The 23,924-nt window shown below is 39.8% G+C and carries 18 protein-coding genes; 10 read left to right on the top strand and 8 right to left on the bottom strand.

The features are described 5' to 3' along the window. Positions 1–35 precede the first annotated feature (35 nt). The 3 genes from CLV48_RS12305 (at position 36) to CLV48_RS12315 (ending at position 5,405) form a co-directional block, all read left to right on the top strand. A complete protein-coding gene (locus CLV48_RS12305; protein ID WP_106567585.1) occupies positions 36–803 on the top strand; it encodes a hypothetical protein in 768 nt (255 codons plus the stop codon). A 157-nt stretch (positions 804–960) separates the two neighbouring features. Beyond that, positions 961–2,178 carry a porin gene (locus tag CLV48_RS12310; RefSeq protein ID WP_106567586.1) on the top strand — a complete coding sequence of 406 codons (1,218 nt, stop codon included), beginning with the start codon at positions 961–963 and terminating at the stop codon, positions 2,176–2,178. 146 nt (positions 2,179–2,324) lie between these two features. Next, on the top strand, positions 2,325–5,405 hold the full coding sequence (locus tag CLV48_RS12315) for a PAS domain-containing hybrid sensor histidine kinase/response regulator (RefSeq protein ID WP_106567587.1): 3,081 nt from the start codon (positions 2,325–2,327) through the stop codon (positions 5,403–5,405). On the opposite strand, the gene CLV48_RS12320 is transcribed toward CLV48_RS12315, so the two are convergent. Both CLV48_RS12320 and CLV48_RS12325 read right to left on the bottom strand, forming a co-directional pair. After that, positions 5,393–6,322 (bottom strand): tetratricopeptide repeat protein, encoded by a 930-nt coding sequence (locus CLV48_RS12320; protein ID WP_106567670.1) that lies wholly within the window; start codon positions 6,320–6,322, stop codon positions 5,393–5,395. The two genes, CLV48_RS12315 and CLV48_RS12320, sit on opposite strands and share 13 nt — an antisense overlap. Further along, entirely contained in the window at positions 6,312–7,403 is a 1,092-nt protein-coding gene (locus CLV48_RS12325) for an AI-2E family transporter (RefSeq protein WP_106567588.1), read from the bottom strand. The genes CLV48_RS12320 and CLV48_RS12325 overlap by 11 nt, the downstream gene beginning before the upstream one ends. Before the next feature lie 144 nt (positions 7,404–7,547). Between CLV48_RS12325 and CLV48_RS12330 the strand changes: the two genes are divergently transcribed. Both CLV48_RS12330 and CLV48_RS12335 read left to right on the top strand, forming a co-directional pair. Then, the gene (locus CLV48_RS12330; RefSeq protein ID WP_106567589.1) at positions 7,548–8,540 is read left to right on the top strand and encodes a cation diffusion facilitator family transporter; all 993 of its coding nucleotides are present in this window, start codon (positions 7,548–7,550) and stop codon (positions 8,538–8,540) included. 414 nt (positions 8,541–8,954) lie between these two features. Then, positions 8,955–10,403, top strand: a complete 1,449-nt coding sequence (locus CLV48_RS12335) for an amidohydrolase (protein WP_106567590.1) — start codon at positions 8,955–8,957, stop codon at positions 10,401–10,403. Between the two features lie 109 nt (positions 10,404–10,512). Here the strand turns inward: CLV48_RS12335 and CLV48_RS12340 are convergent, their stop codons facing one another. The 3 genes from CLV48_RS12340 to CLV48_RS12350 form a co-directional block, all read right to left on the bottom strand. After that, on the bottom strand, positions 10,513–12,543 hold the full coding sequence (locus CLV48_RS12340) for a M3 family metallopeptidase (RefSeq protein WP_106567591.1): 2,031 nt from the start codon (positions 12,541–12,543) through the stop codon (positions 10,513–10,515). 148 nt (positions 12,544–12,691) lie between these two features. Then, on the bottom strand, positions 12,692–14,566 hold the full coding sequence (locus tag CLV48_RS12345; protein WP_106567592.1) for a CocE/NonD family hydrolase: 1,875 nt from the start codon (positions 14,564–14,566) through the stop codon (positions 12,692–12,694). A gap of 68 nt (positions 14,567–14,634) precedes the next feature. Next, positions 14,635–15,282: a sulfate ABC transporter permease gene (locus CLV48_RS12350; protein ID WP_106567593.1), complete on the bottom strand. Its 648-nt coding sequence runs from the start codon at positions 15,280–15,282 to the stop codon at positions 14,635–14,637. A 77-nt stretch (positions 15,283–15,359) separates the two neighbouring features. On the opposite strand from CLV48_RS12350, the gene CLV48_RS12355 reads away from it, so the two are divergent. The 5 genes from CLV48_RS12355 (at position 15,360) to CLV48_RS12375 (ending at position 20,694) form a co-directional block, all read left to right on the top strand. Continuing rightward, a complete protein-coding gene (locus CLV48_RS12355) occupies positions 15,360–16,598 on the top strand; it encodes a tetratricopeptide repeat protein (protein ID WP_245889546.1) in 1,239 nt (412 codons plus the stop codon). Between the two features lie 210 nt (positions 16,599–16,808). After that, complete coding sequence (locus CLV48_RS12360) at positions 16,809–17,291, top strand: Lrp/AsnC family transcriptional regulator (protein ID WP_106567594.1); 483 nt, start codon at positions 16,809–16,811, stop codon at positions 17,289–17,291. 55 nt (positions 17,292–17,346) lie between these two features. Next, positions 17,347–17,889, top strand: a complete 543-nt coding sequence (locus CLV48_RS12365) for an NUDIX domain-containing protein (protein WP_106567595.1) — start codon at positions 17,347–17,349, stop codon at positions 17,887–17,889. 15 nt (positions 17,890–17,904) lie between these two features. After that, the gene (locus CLV48_RS12370) at positions 17,905–19,269 is read left to right on the top strand and encodes an MATE family efflux transporter (protein WP_106567596.1); all 1,365 of its coding nucleotides are present in this window, start codon (positions 17,905–17,907) and stop codon (positions 19,267–19,269) included. Between the two features lie 63 nt (positions 19,270–19,332). After that, complete coding sequence (locus CLV48_RS12375) at positions 19,333–20,694, top strand: M24 family metallopeptidase (protein WP_106567597.1); 1,362 nt, start codon at positions 19,333–19,335, stop codon at positions 20,692–20,694. Between the two features lie 93 nt (positions 20,695–20,787). On the opposite strand, the gene CLV48_RS12380 is transcribed toward CLV48_RS12375, so the two are convergent. From CLV48_RS12380 to CLV48_RS12390, 3 genes are all read right to left on the bottom strand, one after another. Further along, positions 20,788–21,975, bottom strand: a complete 1,188-nt coding sequence (locus CLV48_RS12380; protein WP_106567598.1) for an MFS transporter — start codon at positions 21,973–21,975, stop codon at positions 20,788–20,790. Positions 21,976–22,055: 80 nt separating this feature from the next. Next, positions 22,056–23,157 (bottom strand): peptide chain release factor 2 gene (gene prfB / locus CLV48_RS12385; RefSeq protein ID WP_106567599.1). Its coding sequence is split into 2 segments (ribosomal slippage): positions 22,056–23,096 and positions 23,098–23,157, totalling 1,101 coding nucleotides; the frame shifts between segments, so codons are not numbered across the junction. A gap of 61 nt (positions 23,158–23,218) precedes the next feature. After that, on the bottom strand, positions 23,219–23,734 hold the full coding sequence (locus CLV48_RS12390; protein ID WP_106567600.1) for a hypothetical protein: 516 nt from the start codon (positions 23,732–23,734) through the stop codon (positions 23,219–23,221). Positions 23,735–23,924: the final 190 nt, after the last annotated feature.

Raw genomic sequence — 23,924 nt, forward strand, 5'->3', positions numbered from 1 at the left:
ATTTTTTTCTATTTTGATGAAAAAACCATTAAACTATGGAAATGGAGCCCATCATTCAGCAGCATTATCCCAATGCGAAAACAGGTGAAGAGATCACCTTCAATTATTTGAATCTCCTTGCACGGGAATATAAGACCAATCTAAAAAAGATGCTTTTTGCTACCTCATTGTGCTCAGATGATGTCAATGTTTCCACTGATTTTAGAAAAGTACTTAACAGGCCATTTTCAATGGGGGGGTTGGGAGGACTTCCTTATTCTGGGTTGACCGGGATGGTGGCTTTTTCCCACCACATTCCTGATGGGGGTGATGCATTTATTTTTTATGGTCCCCATATTGGAATTACGGATGAGGGGGAACTTGGAAGGATGCGAAGACTGGGTCAGAAAAAGCTCACCAATAGTTGTGGGGCTCTTATGCTGGCTTTGGAAAGATTTCAGCAAGAAGATAAGGGAGAAGAAACCTACGTTCCACATTTAGTGGAATATGATTACCAACAGGTCCTGTTGGAGCAAATGCTGATGCCTTTTAAGGACAGAATTATTCATTCCGAAAATCCCAAAAAGGAAATCACCGAGGTGGCGTACTATAAAATCAATAAACAGATCAATCGCCTGGTAAGGATGAGTATCAAAGAATTCCGTTGCCAAAAAATTTTTTTGTTGGGGGGAATTATCATCAATACTTCCGAGGATTATCATGATTATGTGGACATCAGGAATTTTGAAGTAATCCATACCAAAGAACAAGAGCAATACATACCTAATTCCATTTTAGAGACGGAAGCTTTTAAACATTTATAATGTAATGACGTAAAATTGGATTTTGCGGACTTAAATTTTTTAAATCCGCAAAAATGCATTACAAAAACGTAATTAGTCTTTGTTTAACAAGGCTGTTTTTTATTTGGTAAATTGCTTTATATTTATTCGGTTTTCGTTAAAAATTTATTCAAAACGTATGGGCCATTTGGCTGGTAAAGGACATAAAATTGTATTGATTCTCATTCTTGGATTTTCAATTTTTATGACAGCAGAGGCACAGGTGGTAGAGTCTGATGAAAGGGCTCTTATTAAAGTGCAAAATGGGATCTCTTTTTCAAAGGATACATTGTTTCTACTCAATTTTAGGTTCAGGATGCAAAATAGAGCTGGATTCAATACTTTGGAAGGCGATGATTTTCAGGTAAACCAATTTGAGATGCGGGTGAGACGACTTCGACTGCGTTTTGATGGTCATGTAGGTAATCCTAGGATTCAATATTATATCCAATTGGCATTTTCCCGGGCTGATATGGATCTTGAAAACGCTTTGGTCGCCCAGCCTGTAAGGGATGCAGTGCTCTATTACGTGGTGAATAAAAATTTTTATATGGGTTTTGGACAGTCCAAGCTTCCGGGTAACAGGCAGCGGGTAATCAGTTCTGGAAACTTACAGTTTTCGGACAGGTCAACTGCAAATGCACTGTACACTTTAGACAGGGATTTTGGTTTGTTTTTGTATCAGACTATACCTTTTAAGAGCAGTGCGCAGGTACAATTGAAAGGAGCTTTGACTACAGGTGATGGCAGAAATGCCCCTGCCATAAACAATGGACTGGCCTATACTGGGAGGTTAGAGTTTTTGCCATTTGGTAAATTTCTCAATAACGGGGACTATTCAGAGGGAGATCTCGAGTTTGAAACCAAGCCCAAATTGTCTATAGGCCTAACTTATTCGGCAAACCAAAAAGCCACAAGAACTGGTGGTCAGTTGGGGCCTGAATTATTCGCCCCACGAAACATGAATACATTGATTGTGGATGGTATGTTCAAATATGCAGGTTGGGGGATCTTGGCAGAATATTTTAATAGAACCAGTCCGGATCCAATCACTGTCAATGAGCAAGGTGATGTCCGATTTGTTCAGGAAGGGGTAGGAGTCAATACCCAGATCAGCAGGATGCTGGATAGAAATAAAGAAATTGCATTTCGTTATTCAAAAGCTACACCTGATTTAAGTATTAGACAATTCCAAAATAGAGTAGATGAGGCTTTGTTTGGGTTTACCAAATACGTCAATGGCCATAGGATAAAATTACAGGGAAATATTGGTTATAAGTGGCTGGAAGGCCTATCTAGTTTTGAGAATGCAGGGAATTCTTGGACAGGTATGTTCCAGGTAGAATTTGGGATTTAAGTTCTTAAAGACAAAAATTTGCATTTTAAAAGCAAAAAATTTGTTACAAAAAACAATTTAATGTATGTTTACATCGGCACTTGAAGAGTACCGCAATTGTCACCCGATTACTTAAGTTTTATAGGCAGCGTTATATTGGACTTTCGATGAAAGAAAGAGGTATTAATAACACTTTTAAGAAGATAATTTTTGAATCCAGCGAAATGGTTTTTTTGGCTGATGATTCTTATCCCTATAATATTTTTTATAGTAATCAGGCTTTTGAAAATCAGATAGGTCAATTTCTTGATGAAAGGAGCCTTGTTGGTTTAGGGTTGGACATCAATTCATATATTTTCAATGAGGAATTGATTCTGACTTTTATGGGTGTGGAATACACCTTTTTTCTGGAATTACCTCAGGAAAATGCTTCAAATTATTTCCTCTTTTATAAAGGAAAAGAATTGAGAGGGCAGGGCTTGCCTAATAAAAATGACTCTCAGTATTTCTTCAGAAATTCAATTGACCTGATAGGCATTGGACAGGAATCTTTTCTGACATGGGTAAGTAATTCCGTTAAAACGGTTTTGGGCTACAATCCAGATGAAATTATAAATATCGAGTTGTGCGGCTTTTTCCATCAAGATGATTTAGAGGTGGTAAAATCCCTGCTTTTTGATGTAAGGCAAGAGAGAAAAAACACCCACTTTGAAGCAAGACTTCAGGCCAAAAATGGAGAATACCGTTGGTTCGAATTCAATGTTCATTTTATCGTTGGTAAATTTTATGCTGTTGCCAGGGAAATCACTGATTTTAAATCTAAAATATTACAAGCTGAAAATCTTAACGAACTCTACACACTTGGAGAGAAATTAAGCCAAATTGGTTTTTGGGAAATTGATGCACAGGCCAATTCAGTTTATTTCTCTGATGAACTCTATAAGATTTTTGCTTTAAACAAAAACACCAAGCTGAGTCTGGAAGATACCATTGAATTATTCCAGCCTGCGGATAGGTCTTTGGTAAAAACTTCCCTTTCTTCACTCATATCATCCAGTAAGGAGATTGACTTGGTTTTGCAGGTAAAGGCTGGTGAAGATGGGATGAAATGGATTAGGCTTTCGGGAAGTGCCCACGTACTGACCAATAATGTTTCCAGGATTTTTGGAACCATTCAGGATATAAGCAAAGATCAAGAGTACTTGGGTCAACTTGATTTTTATAAAGAACTTTATACACTTACTCCAGACCCTTCTATTATCCTTGATTTATCAGGAAGGATCCAGTTTTTCAATACAGAGGCACAGAGGAAATTGCTGGCTGACAGTACTCAGCAATTCCCTCAGACCATTGAGCAATTGGATTCACATTTCACAGAAAAGCAGGTTTGGGAAAATCACTTATCGGAACTGGGAACAAATGGACAGAAGTTACATTCTGTCAAGTTGAAAAATGCCAAGGGGGATGATGTGTCCTTTGAGATTATTTCAAAACTTGTTCAGATAAAAGGGGCAAACTATATTATTTCAAATTTCAGGGAAATTTCAGAGAGTCATGTGACTGCTACAGCCCAGGCAGCCCCAGATTTCCTATCCCATCTTACAGAGCATATTCCTGGAGCGCTTTACCAGTTTGTGGTAGACAAGGAGGGAGAAATGAAATTCAATTATTTAAGTCCGGGGATCAAAAGCTTGCTCGACTTGGATGAAAAAGAACTTTCTGATTTTAAAGATGTAGGAAAGGTAATTGCCAAAGTACATCCTGAAGATATTGCAAATGTGCTTACTTCGACTGTTTCTTCAGCCAGAAAACTTACTCCCTGGTCCTGTAAATTCAGGATTGTTGAACCCGAAAGTAAAAATTATAAATGGGTAATGGGTGCCGCCAAGCCTGAGCAACAGGAAAGCGGTGATGTGGTATGGTATGGATATCTGACCGATATCACTGATCAGAAGCGTTTTGAGGAGAAATTAAGGGATGCAAAAGAGGAAGCCCTAAAGACCAGTCAGATCAAATCTGAATTCCTTTCCATTATCAGCCATGAACTGAGGACGCCTCTTAATGCCATTTCGGGTTCTGTTTATTCTTTGCTTCAGGATGATCATACGCCTGTTCAGGCATCAGCATTCAAAACCATTAATTTTGCAGTAGATAACCTTATTACGATGATCAATGATCTCCTCGATTTCCAAAAGATTGAGGCAGGTAAGTTGACATTGGAAATGACTCCGATGAACCTCGAAGAGGTGATCAAAAATGTAATCAGCGGACTGGAATACCATGCCAAAGACAGCGGTAATAAACTGACCCTTCACCTAAAAAATGACTTGAATTTTGAGGTAAAGGGCGATAAGACCCGCTTGGCCCAAGTATTGAATAATTTGATTACTAATGCCCTTAAATTCACAGATAATGGCAATGTGGATGTATTGGTTGAGATTCGGGAAAAGGATGATTCCAAGGTCAGAATATATTTTGAAATTAAGGACAATGGCATAGGTATAGCTGAAGAACATAAGCAGCGTATCTTCAATGAGTTTGATCAGATTCAACACTCTTTCAGCAAGAAATATGGTGGAACAGGTTTAGGTCTGTCTATTACCAAAAAGCTGCTTGGTCTGATGGACAGTCAAATCGACCTGCACTCTGAATTAGGAATTGGTTCTACTTTCTTCTTTGAAATTGTTTTTGAAAAAGTATTTGGCCAACCTTCAATTAAGACAAATATAAACCACAACCCTGTGGTAGAGGTAAAGCCTATCAAACCTGAACTTGCCGATGTAGAAAAAGGTAGTCAATTGACAGGGAAAGAAGAAGTGAGAGCGCTGGAATCACAGATTCCTGCTCAATCCTTTATCAGTCCGAAGACTTTATCAGATGTCAAATTATTGATGGTTGAAGATAACGATGTAAATGCCCTGGTTTTGGGCAAAATCATCAAAAAATGGGGAATCCAATACCATAGGGTAAATAATGGGAAACTTGCTGTAGAAGCCGTTCAGGATGGGGATTATGATTGCGTGCTAATGGATATCCAAATGCCGGTAATGAACGGGTTTGATGCTACAGAAAAAATCAAGCAAATATCCAGCGTACCGGTATTAGCTCTTTCTGCTGCTGATAAGATTGAGGTCATGGACAGAATTGACAAAACAGGTTTTGACGGATATGTTGCCAAACCTATTGATGCATCTGAACTCCTGAGAAAAATCAAAGAAGTACTAAAAATCTCCAGTCAGAGTGTCTGAGCAATTGCCAGGTATTCTTGAACCAGGTCCATTTCCGGGTCCTTCGCTTTGACATCCTCCAAATACCTTAAAGCCAATTCTTTTTGACCTTTTTTGACATAATAGATGCCTTTGTTTCTTAATGCGTATAAATTTTTGGAGTCTTGTTTCAAACTGAAGTTGATGTCCCCAAGTCCACCATCCAAGTCGTCGAGGAATAATTTGTAAAGGCCCCTGTTGTTGTAGAGATAGGGATCCCTCGGATTTAGAATGATTGCCTTTTCCACCCATTCCAAAGCTTTTTCAGGCGCTTTTTGTTCAAAGGCAATCATGGATTTCAAATTAAAAATATTGGGTTCATTAGGGTTTACCACTTCTGCTTTTTGGAGCATTTCTTCAGCTTCCTGGTAAGATTTTTTGTAGAATAGAATGATGGCTTTATTGACCAGTAAGTCTGAATTTTGGGGTTCAATGGAAAGGCCATTTTCAAAAGCATCCAAAGCAGCTTCCCAATTTTTCAACTGTTCAAGTACAAGCCCTTGCAGAAAATAACTTTGCCAGTTTTCAGGAAAAAGTTGCACGGATTTTTCAGCATCTGAAAGGGCTTTGTAAAATTCCCCATTATCCATCAATGCCAGTCCCCTTTGAAATAAAGCCTCTCTATGCGCAGATTGAATGGCAAGGACTGCGCTGAAATCCAAAATTGCTTCTTCAAGGCGGTTTAATCGTTGGAAAACCAGCCCCCTGTTGAATAAAGCATCTATGAACTCAGGGTCTATTTTTAGGGCCTCCGAATAAAAGTCAATGGCAGATTTGGTGTCATTTTCTTTAAGTTTTTCATTTCCTTTTAGTAGGAATCTACCCTTTTTATTTTCCTGAGTGTCGCAGGCACTTAGGCTGATAGCAGCCACAATTATCAAAAGCAATCTAAGTTTCATCAGTTTTCCCAGTCTTATCACCCTTTGGTTCTTCCTCTCCTAACAAAAGGGCATAGGGCTTGGTTGCATCGCTGAGTTCAAAAATTTGTCTCAGGACGGCCAATGTAGGTATAATGATGATCATACCTGCTATCCCCCAAATTGCGGTTCCTATCATCAGGCCCACAAAAGTAACAAAGGCATTAAGGTTAACATTGCTTCCCACGATTTTTGGTGTCAAAAAGTTGCTTTCTATCAATTGTATAACCTGAAATGCTATTACTACTCCCAAAGGATACCATAGACTATCTTTGGTCAAGAAGGCGAAAATGGTGGGTAAGATAGCACCCAAAAAGGGTCCCAGAAATGGTATGATATTCAATATCCCTGCAAAGACACCAAAGAAAACAGCATGTTTGATTCCCAGGCCAAACAATACAGCTGTATTCATCACTGCTAAAATCGCCATTACCTTCAGCACACCGATAATATATTTTTGGATGACTTTTCTGAGGTTTTTGATTTCTCTACTGACATGTTCTGGGTCCTGGTTTTTAAAAACTTGCGAAATGAAAAGTGTCAGGTGATCCCTGTAAAGCAGAAAGAAAAAGATAAAGACAATTAATAAAACAAAAGAGGTCAATGAACCTAAAGTACCAAAAATAAAATCCGCTACACTTTTGCTATTGTCCTGTAGGAGATTGATCAGGTAGTCCTGATCGATCCCTTTGCCAATTCCGGTTTCAATAAATAGCTTTTCCGAGAAGAATTGCTCTGCATCTTGTAAATATTTGTTTAGTTTTTCACCGACATTGCCCAAGTCCTTGCTGAAACTTGCTACTTGAAAAGCAATAAAAGTCAGTAGTGCCAAAATCCCCAATAATCCGGAAAGCAAGGCCAGAAGCGAACTGGAGATTCGGGAAAGCTTTTTGGATTCCAGCCAATTCCCCATTGGAACCAAAAGTGCTGAAATAAATCCTGCCAGGAAAAGTGGGATCAAAAGGCTCTTTCCCAAGATCAAAATAAAGATGATTACAATGATCAAAAGTAAAACAGACAGCGCTTTTAGATAAGCGGGTAAGATTACAGTAGGCTTTTCCATAGAATTTTGAACAATTTGCGAACCTCTAGGATTTAATACATTGTTGACCTAAAAAGACAACCGGATCAAATCCAGCAGTTCAATAAAATAATTGAGAGCATTCCATAAATTTAATCCTATTTTTGCCACTTTAAAAGACCGCCAGTGGAAAGAGAGAAATCATTTTGGATCAGAATTTCATTCATTATCAGTGTGATCCTCCTGATAGTGAAATTCTATTCTTATTATATTACCAATTCGGCAGCAATTTTAACTGATGCGCTGGAAAGTATAGTGAATGTTGTGGCTGCCGGTTTTGCTTCTTACAGTATTTATCTAAGTTCAAGACCCAGAGATGATAACCATCCCTATGGACATGGTAAAATAGAGTTTTTTAGCGCAGGAGTCGAAGGTGTTCTCATTATGCTGGCTGGACTTTTTATCATTTATCAGGCTGTATACAATCTGTTTTTCCCAAGTGGCTTGGAGAAACTCCTTGAGGGGATGATTTTGGTGGCTTTTTCGGGGGCTGTCAATGGGATTTTGGGGGTGTTGCTGCAAAAAAAAGGAAAAAAGCTGAACAGCATTACCCTTGAGGCTAGCGGTAAGCATTTGCTTACAGATACCTTTACTTCATTTCTATTGATTCTGGGTGTCCTGGTTATTTACCTCACCGGTTTAAATTTCCTGGATTCAGTTATAGCCATCTTATTTTCTTTATATATCCTTTATTCTGGATATGGCCTGGTCAGAAAATCTGTTGGAGGGTTAATGGATGAAGCTGATCCTGTGGCTGTAGAATCTACTGTAAGCGCTATTAATAAAAACAGGAAGAATGTTTGGATCGATATCCATAACATGAGGGTGCAGCAATATGGTGGGGACAGGCATGTGGATTTGCATCTTACCTTGCCCTATTATCTGGATTTGGAACAAGTCCATAATGAAGTAGAGGAACTTGAAAAGGTATTAGAAGATGATTGGCCTGGTATTATGGAGGTGTTTGTCCATGCCGATCCCTGCATTCCAGAAAAGTGCTGTCATTATTGCCAGATAGCAGATTGTCCTGTAAGAAAATTTCCTGTGGATACAAAAATTGAATGGAATGCATTGAATATGTCGAAAAATCAGAAACATTACCACGATTTGAGTGATTAAAACCTCTTTTTTCTTTTGTAAAAAGAAAATTTTTCGTTTATTTGAATTGCTACAAAAATATTTGTACATTTAACAAAAAAAAGGCTATGAACGAGGAAAAACAATTCAAGATACTATTGGCGATCTCGTCGATCGTTTGGTTGATCCTTGTTGGGTTGCTCATTGTGGTCTAACAGGATCCAAGGAGTGCAAAGCTACTTACAAAAGACAGCTGCTGCTTTTCAAATGGATTAAAGATTTTGAAAAAGAGGATGTGAAAACGATCCTCTTTTTTTTTGCCATAGCGAATAATTCCGTGGTCCTCAATCGATTTAATTTTTGTCGTTTTTAACTTGCTCAAAATTCTGTTTTGTTTTCAAATTGCTTCAGTTATTTTTATAATCAGGTAATTCAGCGAAATTAAAAATCACCTTTATGAAAAAATCTATACTCAGTTTGATGGGGGTTTTCTTGTCTGTGTTTGTCTTTGCACAAGAGACTTCCCATGATGCATTTATTGTCAGAAATCTCGATAACAATACAGAGAGATTCTCCAAGGTAGCAAGACAGATTTGGGAAAACCCCGAATTAGGTTACCTGGAATTTACAAGTTCCAAGCTCTTGATTGATGAACTGAAAACGGCAGGATTTAAGGTTCAAACAGGACTGGCGGGAATGCCCACTTCCTTTGTAGCAACATATGATAAAGGTGGGCCTGTAATAGGCTTTTTGGCAGAATATGATGCTCTTCCCGGATTGTCCCAAGATGCTGTTCCATTTAGGTCTGTGTTAGTAGATGGAGGTAATGGACATGGATGTGGGCATAATCTTTTTGGTACTGCTGTAGTCGCCTCTGCTGTAGCACTGAAAGAGTGGATAGATGCTAATAACATTCAGGCAACCCTCAAAATATTTGGTACTCCGGCAGAAGAAGGTGGTGCTGGAAAAGTGTATATGGTAAGAGAAGGATTGTTCAAAGGAGTGGATGCAGTGATAAACTGGCATCCCAGCGATAGAAATGCTGCCAATGCCTCAACCTGTACCGCAGTCATGCAGGGCTATTTTAAATTCCATGGACAAACTTCCCATGCTGCCGGTGCTCCACAGCGGGGACGCTCTGCTCTTGACGGAGTGGAAGCAATGAATATGATGGTGAATATGATGCGGGAACACGTTGACCAAGAAAGCAGGATACATTATGTGATCACCAATGGTGGATTGGCAGCCAATGTTGTGCCGGATTATGCAGTGGTAGAATATATGGTCAGACATCCTGATGTGACAGAAGTGAAAGATATATGGCAAAGAGTCATCAAAGCTGCTGAAGGTGCTGCTATGGGAACTGGCACAAGAGTGGAAGTCGAAGTAGTAGCCGGAATTTATGGATTGCTTCCCAATGAAACATTGGCCAAAGCCATGCATAAAAATCTGACTTTGGTTGGCGGAGTGGAATATGACCAACAGGAAACCGAGTTTGCCAAGCAAATCCAGGCAAGTTTCAATACACCAAGAGTCCCTCCTCTATCAGTGGCCAAGCAAATTCAGCCCTACCAGCTAACTCACTTTCCCGCTTCCACAGATGTAGGTGATGTCAGTTACGTGGTCCCTACTGTTGGCCTCGGAACTGCTACTTGGGTACCTGGAACTGCTGCCCATACTTGGCAGGCAGTGGCCGCAGACGGTATGAGTATTGGCTATAAAGGTATGATGGTGGCTGCAAAAACCATGGCCCTAACCGGAAAAGACCTTATCCTCAGCCCACTGTTGATCAAAGAAGCGAAAAAGGAATTTGATGAAAGGTTAGGGGATGTGGTATATGAGCCTTTGATCGGGGATATGGCTCCTCCTTTGCACTTTAGAAAAGATCAAAACAAGGTCAAATAAGTATTGCTCTTAAATAGGTAAATCCCATAAAGTCCAGCGTTATCCAAATAAAGCCAAATAAGGCACACAATGGATTAGGTCTTTATGGGATTATTTTTACAATGAAAGGTTAATTGAGTAAACCAGCTCTTTTTAACAAAGCTTCCGGTTCCGGATCTCTTCCCCTGAACCTTTTGAATAGAATGGAAGGATGCTCACTTCCTCCTGCAGATAAAATATTTTCTTTGAAAGATCTAGCTGTTTCCCTATCAAATATTCCCCTTTCCAAAAAGAGTTCAAATGCATCTGCATCCAGGACTTCTGCCCATTTATAGCTGTAATATCCAGATGCATATCCTCCTTGGAAAATATGGGAAAATGAGGTGCTCATCAATGTTCCTTCTACCTCAGGCAGCAACTGAGTAGGTTTCATAACTTCATTCTCAAAGGTTGGAATGTCAGTTATTTTATTAGGATCAGAACCATGATAAGCCATATCCAAAAGGCCAAAGCTTATCTGTTTCACGGTTTGGTAACCCATGTGGAAATTTGCCGAGTTCTTTATTTTCTGAATCAGTTCGACCGGAATAGGCTCTCCGGATTCATAGTGCCTGGCAAATAGGTCTAAGCATTCTTTTTCATAGCACCAATTTTCGAAAATCTGGGAAGGTAACTCCACAAAATCCCAATGCACACTTGTGCCGGATAAGGATTCATAATTTCCTTTTGCCAATAATCCGTGAAGGGCATGCCCAAATTCATGGAAAAGGGTAGTCACTTCATTAAAAGTCAGTAGCGAAGGTGTTGTTTTAGTAGGTTTGGTGAAATTGCAAATAATGGAAATATGCGGTCTCTGATCAATACCATTGATGATTTTTTGTCCTCTGTAACTAGTCATCCAAGCACCACTTCGTTTTCCTGGCCTAGGGAAAAAGTCTGCATAGAAGACCCCAACATGGCCCCCATCTGTATCCAATACTTCATAAGTAGTAACTTCTGGGTGGTATTTTGGTATTGCCTTGTTTTCTACAAATCTGATACCGTAGAGTTTTTCTGCAGTGGTAAAGACACCTTCGATTACATTTTCCAGCTTAAAATAGGGGCGAAGTAGTTCATTGTCTACCTCATATTTTTTCTTTTTCAGCTTTTCTGCATAAAAAGCAAAATCCCATTTTTCCATTTGCTCCAGGCCATCAAGTTCTTTTGCGAAAGCAGAAAGTTCGTCAATTTCGGCTTTGGCTTTTGGCTTGGCTCTTTCAAGTAAGCCATGAAGGAAATCCATAACGGCTGAAGCGCTTTTTGCCATGCGCTCCTCTAAGACAAAGTCTGCATAAGTTGCATAACCCAGGAGGTTTACCCGCTCGTTTTTCAAGCGCAACATGTCCAATATGATCTGTTGGTTGTCAAGCTCGTCCCCTTTACAGGATTTAGAGTTATAAGCCAGGAATAGCTGCTTCCTTAGGTCCCTGTTTTCAGCATAGGTCATGAAGGGTATATAGCTTGGAAAGGCAAGGGTAAATACCCATTTTCCTGTTTTGCCTTTTTCTTCTGCGGTTTGTGCAGCTGCTTCAATAATAGCCTCTGGGAGACCTTTCAGGTCGGATTTGTTTTCTATTACCAATTCAAATTTATTGGTTTCAGCCAGTACATTTTCCCCGAATTTAAGGCTGAGTTGGGATAATTTACTGTCTATTTCCCTGAGCCTGGCTTTTTTGGCCAGATCCAGTTTTGCACCATTTCTGACAAAAGCCTTATAAGTTTTGTCCAGCAAAGTTTTTTGCTCTTCACTGAGGTGAAGCTTGGCTTTTTCTCCGAAAACGAGTTGAATTCTGGTAAATAGATCTTCGTCCAATAAGATGTCATTGCTATGGGCCGTCAACAAAGGAGAGATTTCTCTGGCCAAAGCCTGAATTTCATCATTGGTTTCGGCACTATTGATGTTAAAAAAAACAGAGGTGATTCTCTGCAGTTTATCACCCGTCCTTTCCAAAGCCACTATGGTATTTTCAAAATCAGGAATAGGTTCCGACTTGATGGCTTCAATTTCTTTTTTTGCCTCAAGTATGGCTTCCTTGACAGCTGGAAGGAAATCCGCGGGTTTTATTAAATGGAAAGGGACAGTTTCAAATGGGGTGTTAAATTTTTCCAGTAATGGATTCATGAAATTTTAAATTTTATCTAGCCAATAAACAGTCCCAAAGGTAAAGAAGTTTGCCAGATGCCGGGAATAAAAAAAGCGAAATGAGAAAGTGAAAAAGGAAAGGGCAAAGGAAAATGAGGTTTTCCTTTGCCCTTTCCTTTTTCTTGGATTATTTCAGCACCTGCACATGGATAGCTGTTGGGGCAGTTTCATCATGATATACTTTATGGGAAGCTTTGATGAAGTCGGTATCATCTGCTTTAAAGATGTTTTCTACATACTTCTGTGGATTCCTATCAATTAATGGGAACCAGGTACTTTGGATCTGAATCTGGATTTTATGCCCTTTTTTGAAAGTATGCATGACATCCTGTAACTGTAAGGGGACTTCAGTTTTTTGGTTTGGTACAAACGGTTTTGGTTCTGAGAAGCTTTCACGATATCTTCCTCTGATAACTTCTGATCTCACCATCATGTGATAATTGCTAAGGTGGGTTCCCTCCTGTACCCTGTTATGGTCAGGTGTATCTCCAGGGAAGACATCCACCAATTTTACAATCCAATCTGCATCGGTCTCTGAAGTAGATACCATCAATTTGGCCAGGATTTCACCAGCCAGGGTTACATCCGAATCCAAAATATCTGTTTCAAATACCAGTACATCTGGTCTTCTGGCTGCAAAGCGCTGATCATCTGCCATATACTTTCTTGGAGTAAAGTTGAATTTGATGTCAGGGCTATATGGCACAGGTTTGGAAGGGTCGGAGATAAAGGATGATACTGCATTTCCTTTTGGCGCTTCTGTGCTCAATTTGCCATTTCCATGTGGGTAATAAACGGTGCTGACTGCTTCTTTTGGAGGCCATGTATCAAAAGTTCTCCATTCATTTGTTCCTGTATCAAAAATGTATGCTTCTGGTAAATTTGTTTTGCCATCCGCAGGACCTTTGAGAAAATGTTCAAAAAATACAGCTTCTACATTTTTTTGATACCAAGTTGAGATAGAATCACCAAAATAAATATTCGAAACCTGTTGGTAGCCCCTTTCCCTGGACCAATCTCCATGAGACCATGGTCCCATTACCAGGGTGTTATAGGTGCCGGGATTATTTTTTTCTATGGTTTTGTAAATGGTCAAGGGGCCATAGAGATCTTCTGCATCAAACCATCCGCCAACAGTCATGACAGCTGGTTTTACCTCATTCAAATGTGGGATAATGCTTCTTTTTTGCCAAAACTCATTGTAATCAGGGTTTTCCTTTAATTGGGTCCAAAAGAAATTATCCTCCCCGTAATATTGATCTGCATTCTTGAGTGAGCCCATGTCCATAAAAAACTGATAGGCATCTTTTGTGCCTGTATTGACCATGGAATACCAGGTTTTATCTGTTGGTCCATCATGTTGGTAGCCAAAAACGGAAGTTGCTAACCAATAACTTAGGAAGTAAGCACCATTATGGTGAAAGTCATCAAAATAAAAATCACCAATTGGGGCCTGAGGGGAAACTGCCTTCAATGCGGGATGTGCAAAAGGTAAAGCTGCAGCTGCATAGAATCCAGGATAGGAAATACCCCATTGCCCAAATTTCCCATTGTGGTTCTGAATATTTTTCAAGAGCCACTCTATAGTGTCATAGGTATCAGTGCTTTCATCGATTTCCTTGCTTCCTTTTTTTCTGTAGGGAACTGTAGGCCGCATATTGTCATATTTACCTTCCGACATCCATCTGCCTCTTACGTCTTGATATACAAAGATGTACCCGTCATGCATCATTTTTTCGGATGGACCCAGCAGGGTTTTCAGATTCCCTTCACCATATGGGCCTGAGCTATAAGGTGTTCTCTGCATGACAAATGGGTATTTTTTACTTTTGTCTTTGGGTGTGTAAACCACTGTATGCAGTTTGGTTCCGTCCCTCATTGGGATTTTGTATTCAGCTTTATCATAATGGGCTTCAGCATAGCTGCCATCCTGTGCCTCTGCGTATAGGCCTGTCAATAAAAAGGCCCATATAAGGAAAATTGATTGGTAGGTTTTCATCATAACGTTTGCATTTGCATTAAATATACCAATCAAAAAAAATAAGGGAATACTTTTTTTGGGGAATGGACTTATTTATATACCAGTATATAAAAAGCCAGCCATAACAGGAAAAAGAACACATAACTGATAAGGATGACCACAAAAGCATTGGAAAAACTTTTCTTGCTGAGGTATTGAAACCCCAAGGTTAACAAATAAATATAAATGACTTCAAAAAGATTGATGGCCCGGAATGGGTAATGAAATTTGGCAGGAAGGGAGTCACTATCTATTAGGGAAAATAAAGAGAGTGGATAATAATCACGGATATCTTGAAAGCTTACTGTATCATCAGGGAGGATGAAGTAAATCATCTTAAAAAGCTCCGGTAGGATAAAAACCACTTCTGCAACCATGACATATTGCCAAAGCAGCTTAAAAGAAATTTTATAACCAAGGGTAAAAGCTCCTGTCCAGATGAGAAAAGAAATAAGCGTGAATTTCCAAAGTAAGGCAAAAGGGGTCCATAAATAATTGAGTGTATTGAAAATATGAAAAATCATAAAAGAGCCCTCTTCGTTCAATTTTTCATATCCTGGTATGGATTGTAAAATAAGGTCATTGGTGATATAGCGGATAGCGATAAAAAATAAGACCAAAATGAAAAAAAATATCCTTTTGTCGAAATCTAAAATCGATTCTATACGTTCTGAGAGAGTGGCTGAGTTGTTGGGCATAAAATAGAAATAAATAACACCAAATCTAAACGATTATTTGGATTACCCTATAATTTTGGGGGATATTTAGAACAAGTATGCAATTGAGTGTAAAAAACGGGGTAAATATGCTGATGTTCATTACCTGCTTTTTGTTAGGTGGAATATCGGTTCGTGGATTTGCTTTCCAGGAGACAAATTCAAATGCGAATTTAGCATTGGATAAAATTGGAGAAAATAGCTCTCCTTACCTTTTGCTGGATAAGGGCCTCCAGTTCAGGATTACAGAGAATGTAAATGCCTTATATAATTTTGATTTTGAGAAAGCAGAAAGGGGTTTCAAGGTAATGCAATATCAATATCCTGATCATCCACTTCCTTATTTTTTGATAGGCTTGAGCACCTGGTGGAAAATAGCCCCAGATGTGGAGAATAAGAAGTATGATGATGTTTTCCTCAAGCAGATGGATTTGGTAATTGATAAGGCCAAGCGTATGCTTGATAAGGATGAAACAAATAAAGAGGCTGCTTTTTTCTTGGCAGGAGCTTATGGTTTCCAGGGTAGACTCCTAAGTGAAAGAAAAAGTTGGACCAAAGCTACTTTTGCAGGGAAAAATGCCCTCAAATACCTGAATATGAGTAAAGGGGAGGAGGAGCTCAATCCTGAATTGTTATTGGGGGATGCCTTGTTCAATTATTTCTCAGTATGGATACCGGAAAATTACCCAATACTTAAACCTGTGGTAGCACTTTTTCCTAAAGGCAATAAAGCCTTGGGATTAAAACAGCTGGAGGATGTGGCACAGAATGCCTTTTATGCCAGGGTGGAGGCCCAATATTTTCTGTTCCGTCTTTATGCCTCTGAAGAAAAGCAGCCTTATAAAGCTTTAGCAATTACGGATTACCTGCATGCTAAATTTCCCAATAACCCCTATTTCCATCGTTCCTATGCGAGACACTTGTACACTGTTGGCAGGATTTCGGAATCCAAAGAGCAGTCAGAAGAGATACTCAAAAGAATTGATGAAAAATGGACTGGGTATGAGGCCAACAGTGGAAGGTATGCAGCATTTTATTTAGCACAGTATTATGATAGGGTCAATGACCGCAATAATGCCAAGAAATATTACCTGCAAACACTTTCCTATGGAGAGGAATCAGAAAGTCAGGAAAGTGGCTATTATCTCTATTCCTTGATAGCATTGGGAAAAATGGCCAATGAGGATAAAAATAAAGCACAGGCAAAAGAATATTTCAACAAAGTGAAGAAATACGCCAAAAGAAAACATCCTGCACACAAAGAAGCGAGAGATTATATAAAAAAGAATAAACTTTAATTTGATTTCCTCGTTATAAGGATTAAAAATCAGGAGATAATTTGAAATTTGCCGATATAGCTAAAATATTTCAAAGGAAAAAATTGTGAAAAACCTCTCTTACCGTAACAATATTTCGAAATGAGCTCCGTTTTTTGTTGACAATTGCTTTAAAATAATATCAAAATATATTACATTTGTACCGCATAAAATTCTGAAAAAATTCTGAATATGGATAATAGCATAAAAGTGAAATTCGATAAGATAGACCGCAAGATACTTGAAATCCTGCAGGCCAACGCCAAAATCACCAACGCTCAACTTTCGAAAGACATTGGATTGTCTCCTGCACCGACTTTGGAGAGAGTAAAAAAATTAGAGCAATCAGGTATAATCAAGAGCTACCATGCAAAATTGGATCCGGAAAAGATCGGTTTGGGTGTAAGCACTTTTGTTTTGGTCAGCCTGATTGGTCATAATAAAGGCAACATCGATGCCTTTATGAAAGAAATCAACCAGATTCCTGAGGTGATCGAGTGTCATCACATAACTGGTACAGGTGATTTTATCCTTAAGATTATTGCTAAAGATATCACAGCCTACCAAAAATTGATGCTTGAGAAGGTAAGTGAAATCAAAGAGGTAGACTCTATGCAATCAATGGTTATTCTTTCTACCTTTAAGGATAGCAAAGTATTGCCTATCCCTGAATAGAAAAATTAGATAAACTCATTTGGAGGGTGGCTTTTAGTCACCCTTTTTTTATGTTATGGAAAACAACCCTTGGACAACAAAAAGTAAGGCTAAAATATTTGAAAACCCCTGGATAATTTTAGAGGAGCATCAGGTGATCAATCCTTCAGGTAATGAGGGAATTTATGGAAAGGTTTCTTTTAAAAATAAGGCATTGGGCATAGTTCCTTTGGATCAGGATGGTTTCACTTGGCTTGTTGGACAGTACCGCTATCCATTAGATGAATACTCTTGGGAAATTCCAATGGGCGGTGGACCGATAGGAAATGACCTTCTGGAATCTGCAAAAAGAGAATTAAAGGAAGAAACTGGGCTTACTGCAGAGAAATGGACAAATATCTTGCGGATACATACTTCCAATTCTGTCACTGATGAGGAAGGTTTTGTTTTCCTTGCAGAAAATCTGATTCAGGGTGAAACTGAATTTGATGAAACAGAGGTTTTAAAGATAATCAGGTTACCTTTGCAGAAAGCTGTAGAGAAAGTTATGAATGGTGAAATAACAGACGCTATCAGCATAGCGGGCTTACTCAAAGTAGCCAGGATGAAAGGATTTTGACACAATAAAATAGCCATGATTGGTAATTTTAAGGACAATTTTTCAAAGACGTTTAACTTAGCTTTTCCCGTAATGCTGAGTCAGCTGGGACAGGTACTCGTAGGTGTGGCAGACAGTATGATGGTAGGTCGCTTGGGTGCCGAACCACTTGCTGCAGCTTCTCTTGCCAATAGTATTTTCTTTGTGGTCCTGATGTTTGGTATTGGTGTCTCCATGGCCATGACTCCTCTGGTAGCTATGGCCGATGGCAAAAACAATCCCAAAAGAATTTCAAGACTTTTTAACCATGGTTTGAGTATCAATTTGGCATCCGGCCTAATGCTGTTTCTATTGATTATCATGGCCTCGCCAATGCTCTATCATCTCAATCAACCAGTAGAGGTGGTCATTTTGGCCATTCCCTATTTAGCTATCATAACTTTTTCATTATTGCCCTTTATGCTATTCCAGACTTTAAAACAGTTTGCTGAAGGACTTTCCCAAACCAAACAGGCCATGTATATTACTCTGATCTGTAATGCGGTCAATGTATTTCTGAATTGGGTCTTGATTTATGGAAACCTGGGCTTTCCGGAAATGGGATTGAATGGTGCTGGTTGGGCGACTTTGATTTCCAGGGTAATGATGGGTTTGTTTATGTGCTATTATGTTTTCAAATCAAAGCGATACCTGCCGTATCAATTGAGTTTTAAACTCAAGAGGCTCAGTTTTCCCATGGTTTCTAAAATGCTTAGGATAGGTGTACCTACAGGGTTTCAGTTCATTTTTGAGGTAGGCGCCTTCAGTTCTGCTGCCATTATGATGGGCTGGATAGGGGTAACAGCCCTAGCTGCCCATCAGATTGCAATCAATTTGGCTTCTATCAGCTATATGATGGCTTCGGGACTTTCCACTGCCGCTATGATCCGTGTTGGTAATCAATTAGGGAAGAATGACATCAAGACCCTTAGAGAAGCAGGTTTTACTGCTTTTGTGATGGTAGCTATATTCATGAGTGCTACTGCAGTCATCTTTATACTGTTTAGGGAATTTTTGCCTGCCCTTTACATAGACGATATTGATGTGATTAAAATGAGCGCTACTTTGTTGATCATTGCAGGATTATTTCAGTTGTCAGATGGCATACAAGTGGTCGGATTAGGGGCCTTAAGGGGCATGGCCGACGTCAGGGTTCCTACGATCGTTACCCTTGTGGCATATTGGGTGATTGGCTTACCATTAGGGTATGTTTTTGGATTTGTATTTAACCTTCAGGAAGTGGGAATTTGGTATGGACTACTTATCGGACTCACCGTGACTGGGGTGATGTTACTCTATAGATTCCATTCCCTAAGTGCCAAATTGATTTATCAAAGTAAGCGTCAGGTATCACTCACATAGTTTTGCTTTTAATTGTTCGATTTCTTTTCTATTTTCCAAAACTTGTTAAAAAAAATAGATTTTATGGACAAAAAACGCCTACTAACGCTCCTCATACTTTTCCTCATGAGTGCTTCAATTGCTTTTTCCCAAAAATTCCACATCCTTTCCCAAAGGGAACAGGCTGCTGTTATTGACAAATGGCTGGAAGAAAGAATTGAAACCCTTTTGCCTTCCCTGATGGATAGGGCCGGAATAGATATGTGGCTGATAATTTCCAGGGAGTACAATGAAGACCCTGTGATCAGGACCTTTTTGCCTGCTACCTGGCATGCGGCAAGGAGAAGAACCATGTTGCTGATCTATAAAGCACCAGGGGCTTCCAATGTTGAAGCTTTGGCTGTAGCCCGATATGATGTGGGGAAATCTTTCAAAAAAGCCTGGGAACCTGAAACTCAGCCGGACCAGTGGAAGCAATTGACGGATCTAATTGTTGAGCGAAATCCCAACAAAATAGGCATCAACATGTCCAAAGATTATGGGCACGCTGACGGTCTCAACCTGACCGAGTACAATACTTTAATGGAATACCTTCCGGAAAATTACCATAGCAAAGTAGTATCTGCACAAAACCTTGCAGTAGGATGGCTGGAAACAAGAACAGATGCTGAAATGGCTACTTACCGACATATTCAGTCCATTGCTAATGATATCATTGCTGATGGACTTTCAGAAAAGGTCATTACTCCAGGTGTTACTACTACAGAAGATGTGCAGTGGTGGTATAGAGAAAGAATCAAGGAATTGAAACTGGATACCTGGTTCCATCCTTCCGTAGATATACAAAGAGCTGATCCTACCAATAAAGAAAGTGAAAGAAACTTTGCAGTAAAAGCAGCATCTGAAGTGATCATGCCCGGAGATATGCTACATATTGATTTTGGGATTACTTACCTGAGATTAAATACTGACACCCAACAGTTGGCTTATGTACTTAAACCAGGTGAAGATGATGTGCCTCAGTATCTCAAAGAGGCTTTCAAAATAGGTAACAGGTTACAGGATATCCTGACTTCTAATTTTGTAAAGGGAAGAACAGGTAATGATATCCTCCGTGAAACCAGAAAACAAATGGATAGAGAGGGAATTAGAGGCAGTATTTACTCCCATCCATTGGGAACACATGGACATGCTTCCGGACCTACCATTGGTATGTGGGACAATCAAGGGGATACTCCTGGTGCTGGAGATTATCCGCTCTACCCCAATACATTGTATGCCATAGAATTGAATGCTGTTGTATTTGTAAAGGAATGGAACAAAGACCTCAGGGTAATGTTGGAAGAAGGGGCTTTCTTTGATGGTCAAAAAGTGACTTATCTGAATGGAAGGCAAAGAGAAATCATGCCTATACCAAGGCCCCAGCCGCATTTGAAAAATAGATAAACATGGTCCAGCGTCCAGTACGCTGGACTTTTTGCTTTTTGGTAATCAGCGCTTTTTTAAGATTAAATCCTTGAACTTATCAATTTTACTCTTCTACTCCTTGTCCTCAGGCACCAAAAACCTTTGCTCTTTGGGGAGAAGAAATAGGTAGAAAAATGCAATAATGGCCGTAATGGCACCAAGGGAAAACACCAATGGGAAATTTTCAGCTTTATTGGCAAATACCCATCCTGAAATCAAAGCTCCAATGCCAATACCTGCTTCCAAAGCAATGTACATTGTCGCCAGGGCCCTTCCCCTATACGCATCCAATGAAAGGTCAATGGTCCAAGCGGAAATGGTCGGGGAGTTCATGCCCACTGAACAGCCAAAGATCACGCCACCTAACATCAGCATGGTTTTACTTTGTGCAAAAGCAATCAGTACCATAGCAATTGCCATTGATAGAGTTGCTACCTTCATCACAGGAATTCGTCCATATTTATCAGATGTTTTTCCGGCAATGATCCTAATACCTAAGGATGAAAGTGTAAAGACCGCAAAAAACAATCCTTTATTTTGGATGCCTAGATATTCGGAGTAATCAGGAATTATCGTCAGAACAGTACCAAAGGAAAATACAGTCAGAAGTAAAACCAATGAGGGTTGGAGTACTCTCTTTTCAATGATTTCATGCCTGTGTAACCGAAGGTGTTTCCTGCTCATTTTCTCAGGATCCTGCATGGTTTCCTTTAAGCGGATGATGACCAGGATGGACAGAATGGCTGTAAAGGCGGATGCATAAAATAATGGCTCAATGCCCCAAATTTGACCGATGTATCCTCCAAGTGCCGGGCCAGCCGCCATACCCATTGACCCAAAGAGCGATTGTAAGCCCATAGCTTCCCCCCTTCGGTTGAAGGGTACAATGTCGGCTACATAGGCTGAAACACCTGTCGGGGTAAAACCGGTTGAAAACCCATGAACAAATCGGAGTAATAGGAAACCTGCCACTGATGTGATTACAGGGTACATCAGGCTCACCACAAAACAGATTCCAGCCCCGAATACCATGACTGGAATTCGCCCAATCTTATCCGCAAGTTTTCCGCTGAATGGTCTGGAAAGTCCAGCAGTCAGCGTAAACAGGGATATGATAAGCCCCTTGTAATCTTCACCCCCTAATGAAGTGAGATAGGCAGGAAGCTCTGGAATGATCATGTTAAAGCTGGCGAAAAATAGAAATGAACTCAGACAGAGCATGAAGAAATTCCAAGTGAAAAAAGGAGGAAGTATTTTCATTTTCTGATCAGTGGAGGAATAGGGATGCTTGGTATATGAAAAAACCTTCCGAAGAAAAGTCCTCCGGAAGGTTTGAAGAATCAGTCTTGTTTGGCTTCTTCCTCACTTTGTGCGAGAAGGTAAGCTTTTATAAATTCATTCAGTCCGCCATCCAAAACATGTTGGACATCTGAAGTTTCATAACTTGTTCTGGCATCTTTTACCAATTTGTAAGGATGAAGAACGTAGTTTCTGATCTGCGAACCAAAATCTATTCTCAACTTGCTGGATTCAATTTTTGCCCTTTCTGCATTTCTTTTTTCCATCTCCATCTGATAGAGTCTGGATTTCAACATCTGCATGGCCCTTTCACGGTTGGCCAACTGGGAACGTTCCACCTGACATACCACTACAATACCTGTAGGCTTGTGTGTCAACTGGACTTTGGTTTCTACTTTGTTGACGTTCTGACCTCCGGCACCACCAGAACGGGAAGTGTGAAATTCAATATCTGATGGATTGATTTCTATGTCAATGGTGTCATCTACCACAGGATATACATACACCGAAGCAAATGAAGTATGCCTCCTTCCATTGGAGTCAAAAGGTGATACCCTTACCAGACGGTGCACCCCGGTCTCTGATTTAAGGAAACCATAGGCCAGAGGTCCGTCAAACTGTAAAGTAACAGACTTGATACCCGCTACTTCACCCTCCTGAAGGTCCACTTCAGTAACTTTGTAGCCGTTTTTCTCTCCCCACATGATGTACATCCTCATCAATATAGAAGCCCAGTCATTACTCTCTGTTCCTCCGGCACCAGGATTGATTTCCAACATGGCAGATAGCTGGTCTTCCTCACTGCTCAACATTTTTTTGAGCTCAAGTTCCTCTATCTCTTTAAGGGATTTCTGGTATTCAGATTTCATCTCCTCTTCAGAGACTTCATCCATTGAATAAAAATCGTATAAAACTTCCAGGTCCTGTAGTAAACCCTCCACTTTTTCAAAAGAAGTGGTCCATCCTTTTCTTGCCTGAATCTGTTTCATCGTTTTTTCTGCCTCCTCCGGATCATTCCAAAAGTCAGGTTGTGAAGAAACAGCCTCTAAATCTTCTATTTCAGCTTTCTTTTTATCGTAGTCAAAGATACCTCCTCAAAGCCGAAACACGGGCTTTCAAGTCTTTCAACTGGTCTGCGGTCATAATTATATTGTTTTTTTGCGGTGCAAAATTCGGTAAAATAATCCTTTAAACCTAAGTCTTTTCAATCCCCGTAGAGAATTACCAATTGAATCTTGTTCTTTCCTTCATGGCGGAACCTTTTGTATTTCAATTTTGAGATTGCAAAACCTGTGGCAAAAAGCCCTACCGGCCAGGCCCATGAATTACTGACATCAGAAAGATCCCCATTTTGGTACAAGCTGTTAATTGTACTTCCCAGGAGAAAAACCAGTCCGCCGCCCATTCCTAGGTATCCCAAATTGCCAATTGTACTGTTGCGGGGATCTTTATGAAGGATGAAAACTTCAGCAATATCACTTGGGAGTAACAGGTTCTCTGTGAGCACTATGGCTTCAGGGGTAATGTCTTTGATCCTTTCATATACAAAGTAATCAGTACCTTTGGTCTTATAAATGAATTCCTCTCCGATTTCATATTTAAGCCTTGATTTTTGATTGGAGCCTCTTTGAAGGAGAATGAATTTTTGGCCAAATACCGGTTCCCAAATACCAGTCAAACAAAAAATCAAAATGAAAATTAAGCTGCTCTTTGGATTCATGGGGATTTGCTTTGTTTGCTCCTGTCCAAACTAAACGTAAAATAAGACCCCGCGTTCTGATATGCAGGATTTCTCTTTGTCTTTCCGCATTTTTCGATGCGGGATTTTTATTGAAAATGTTATAATTGGATTGTAAAGACTTGACAATGGCCTGATAAAGTAAATCTCTTGGAATACAGCTAAGTTCTGA

This window comes from Cecembia rubra, assembly GCF_003014575.1.
Taxonomy (GTDB): domain Bacteria; phylum Bacteroidota; class Bacteroidia; order Cytophagales; family Cyclobacteriaceae; genus Cecembia_A; species Cecembia_A rubra.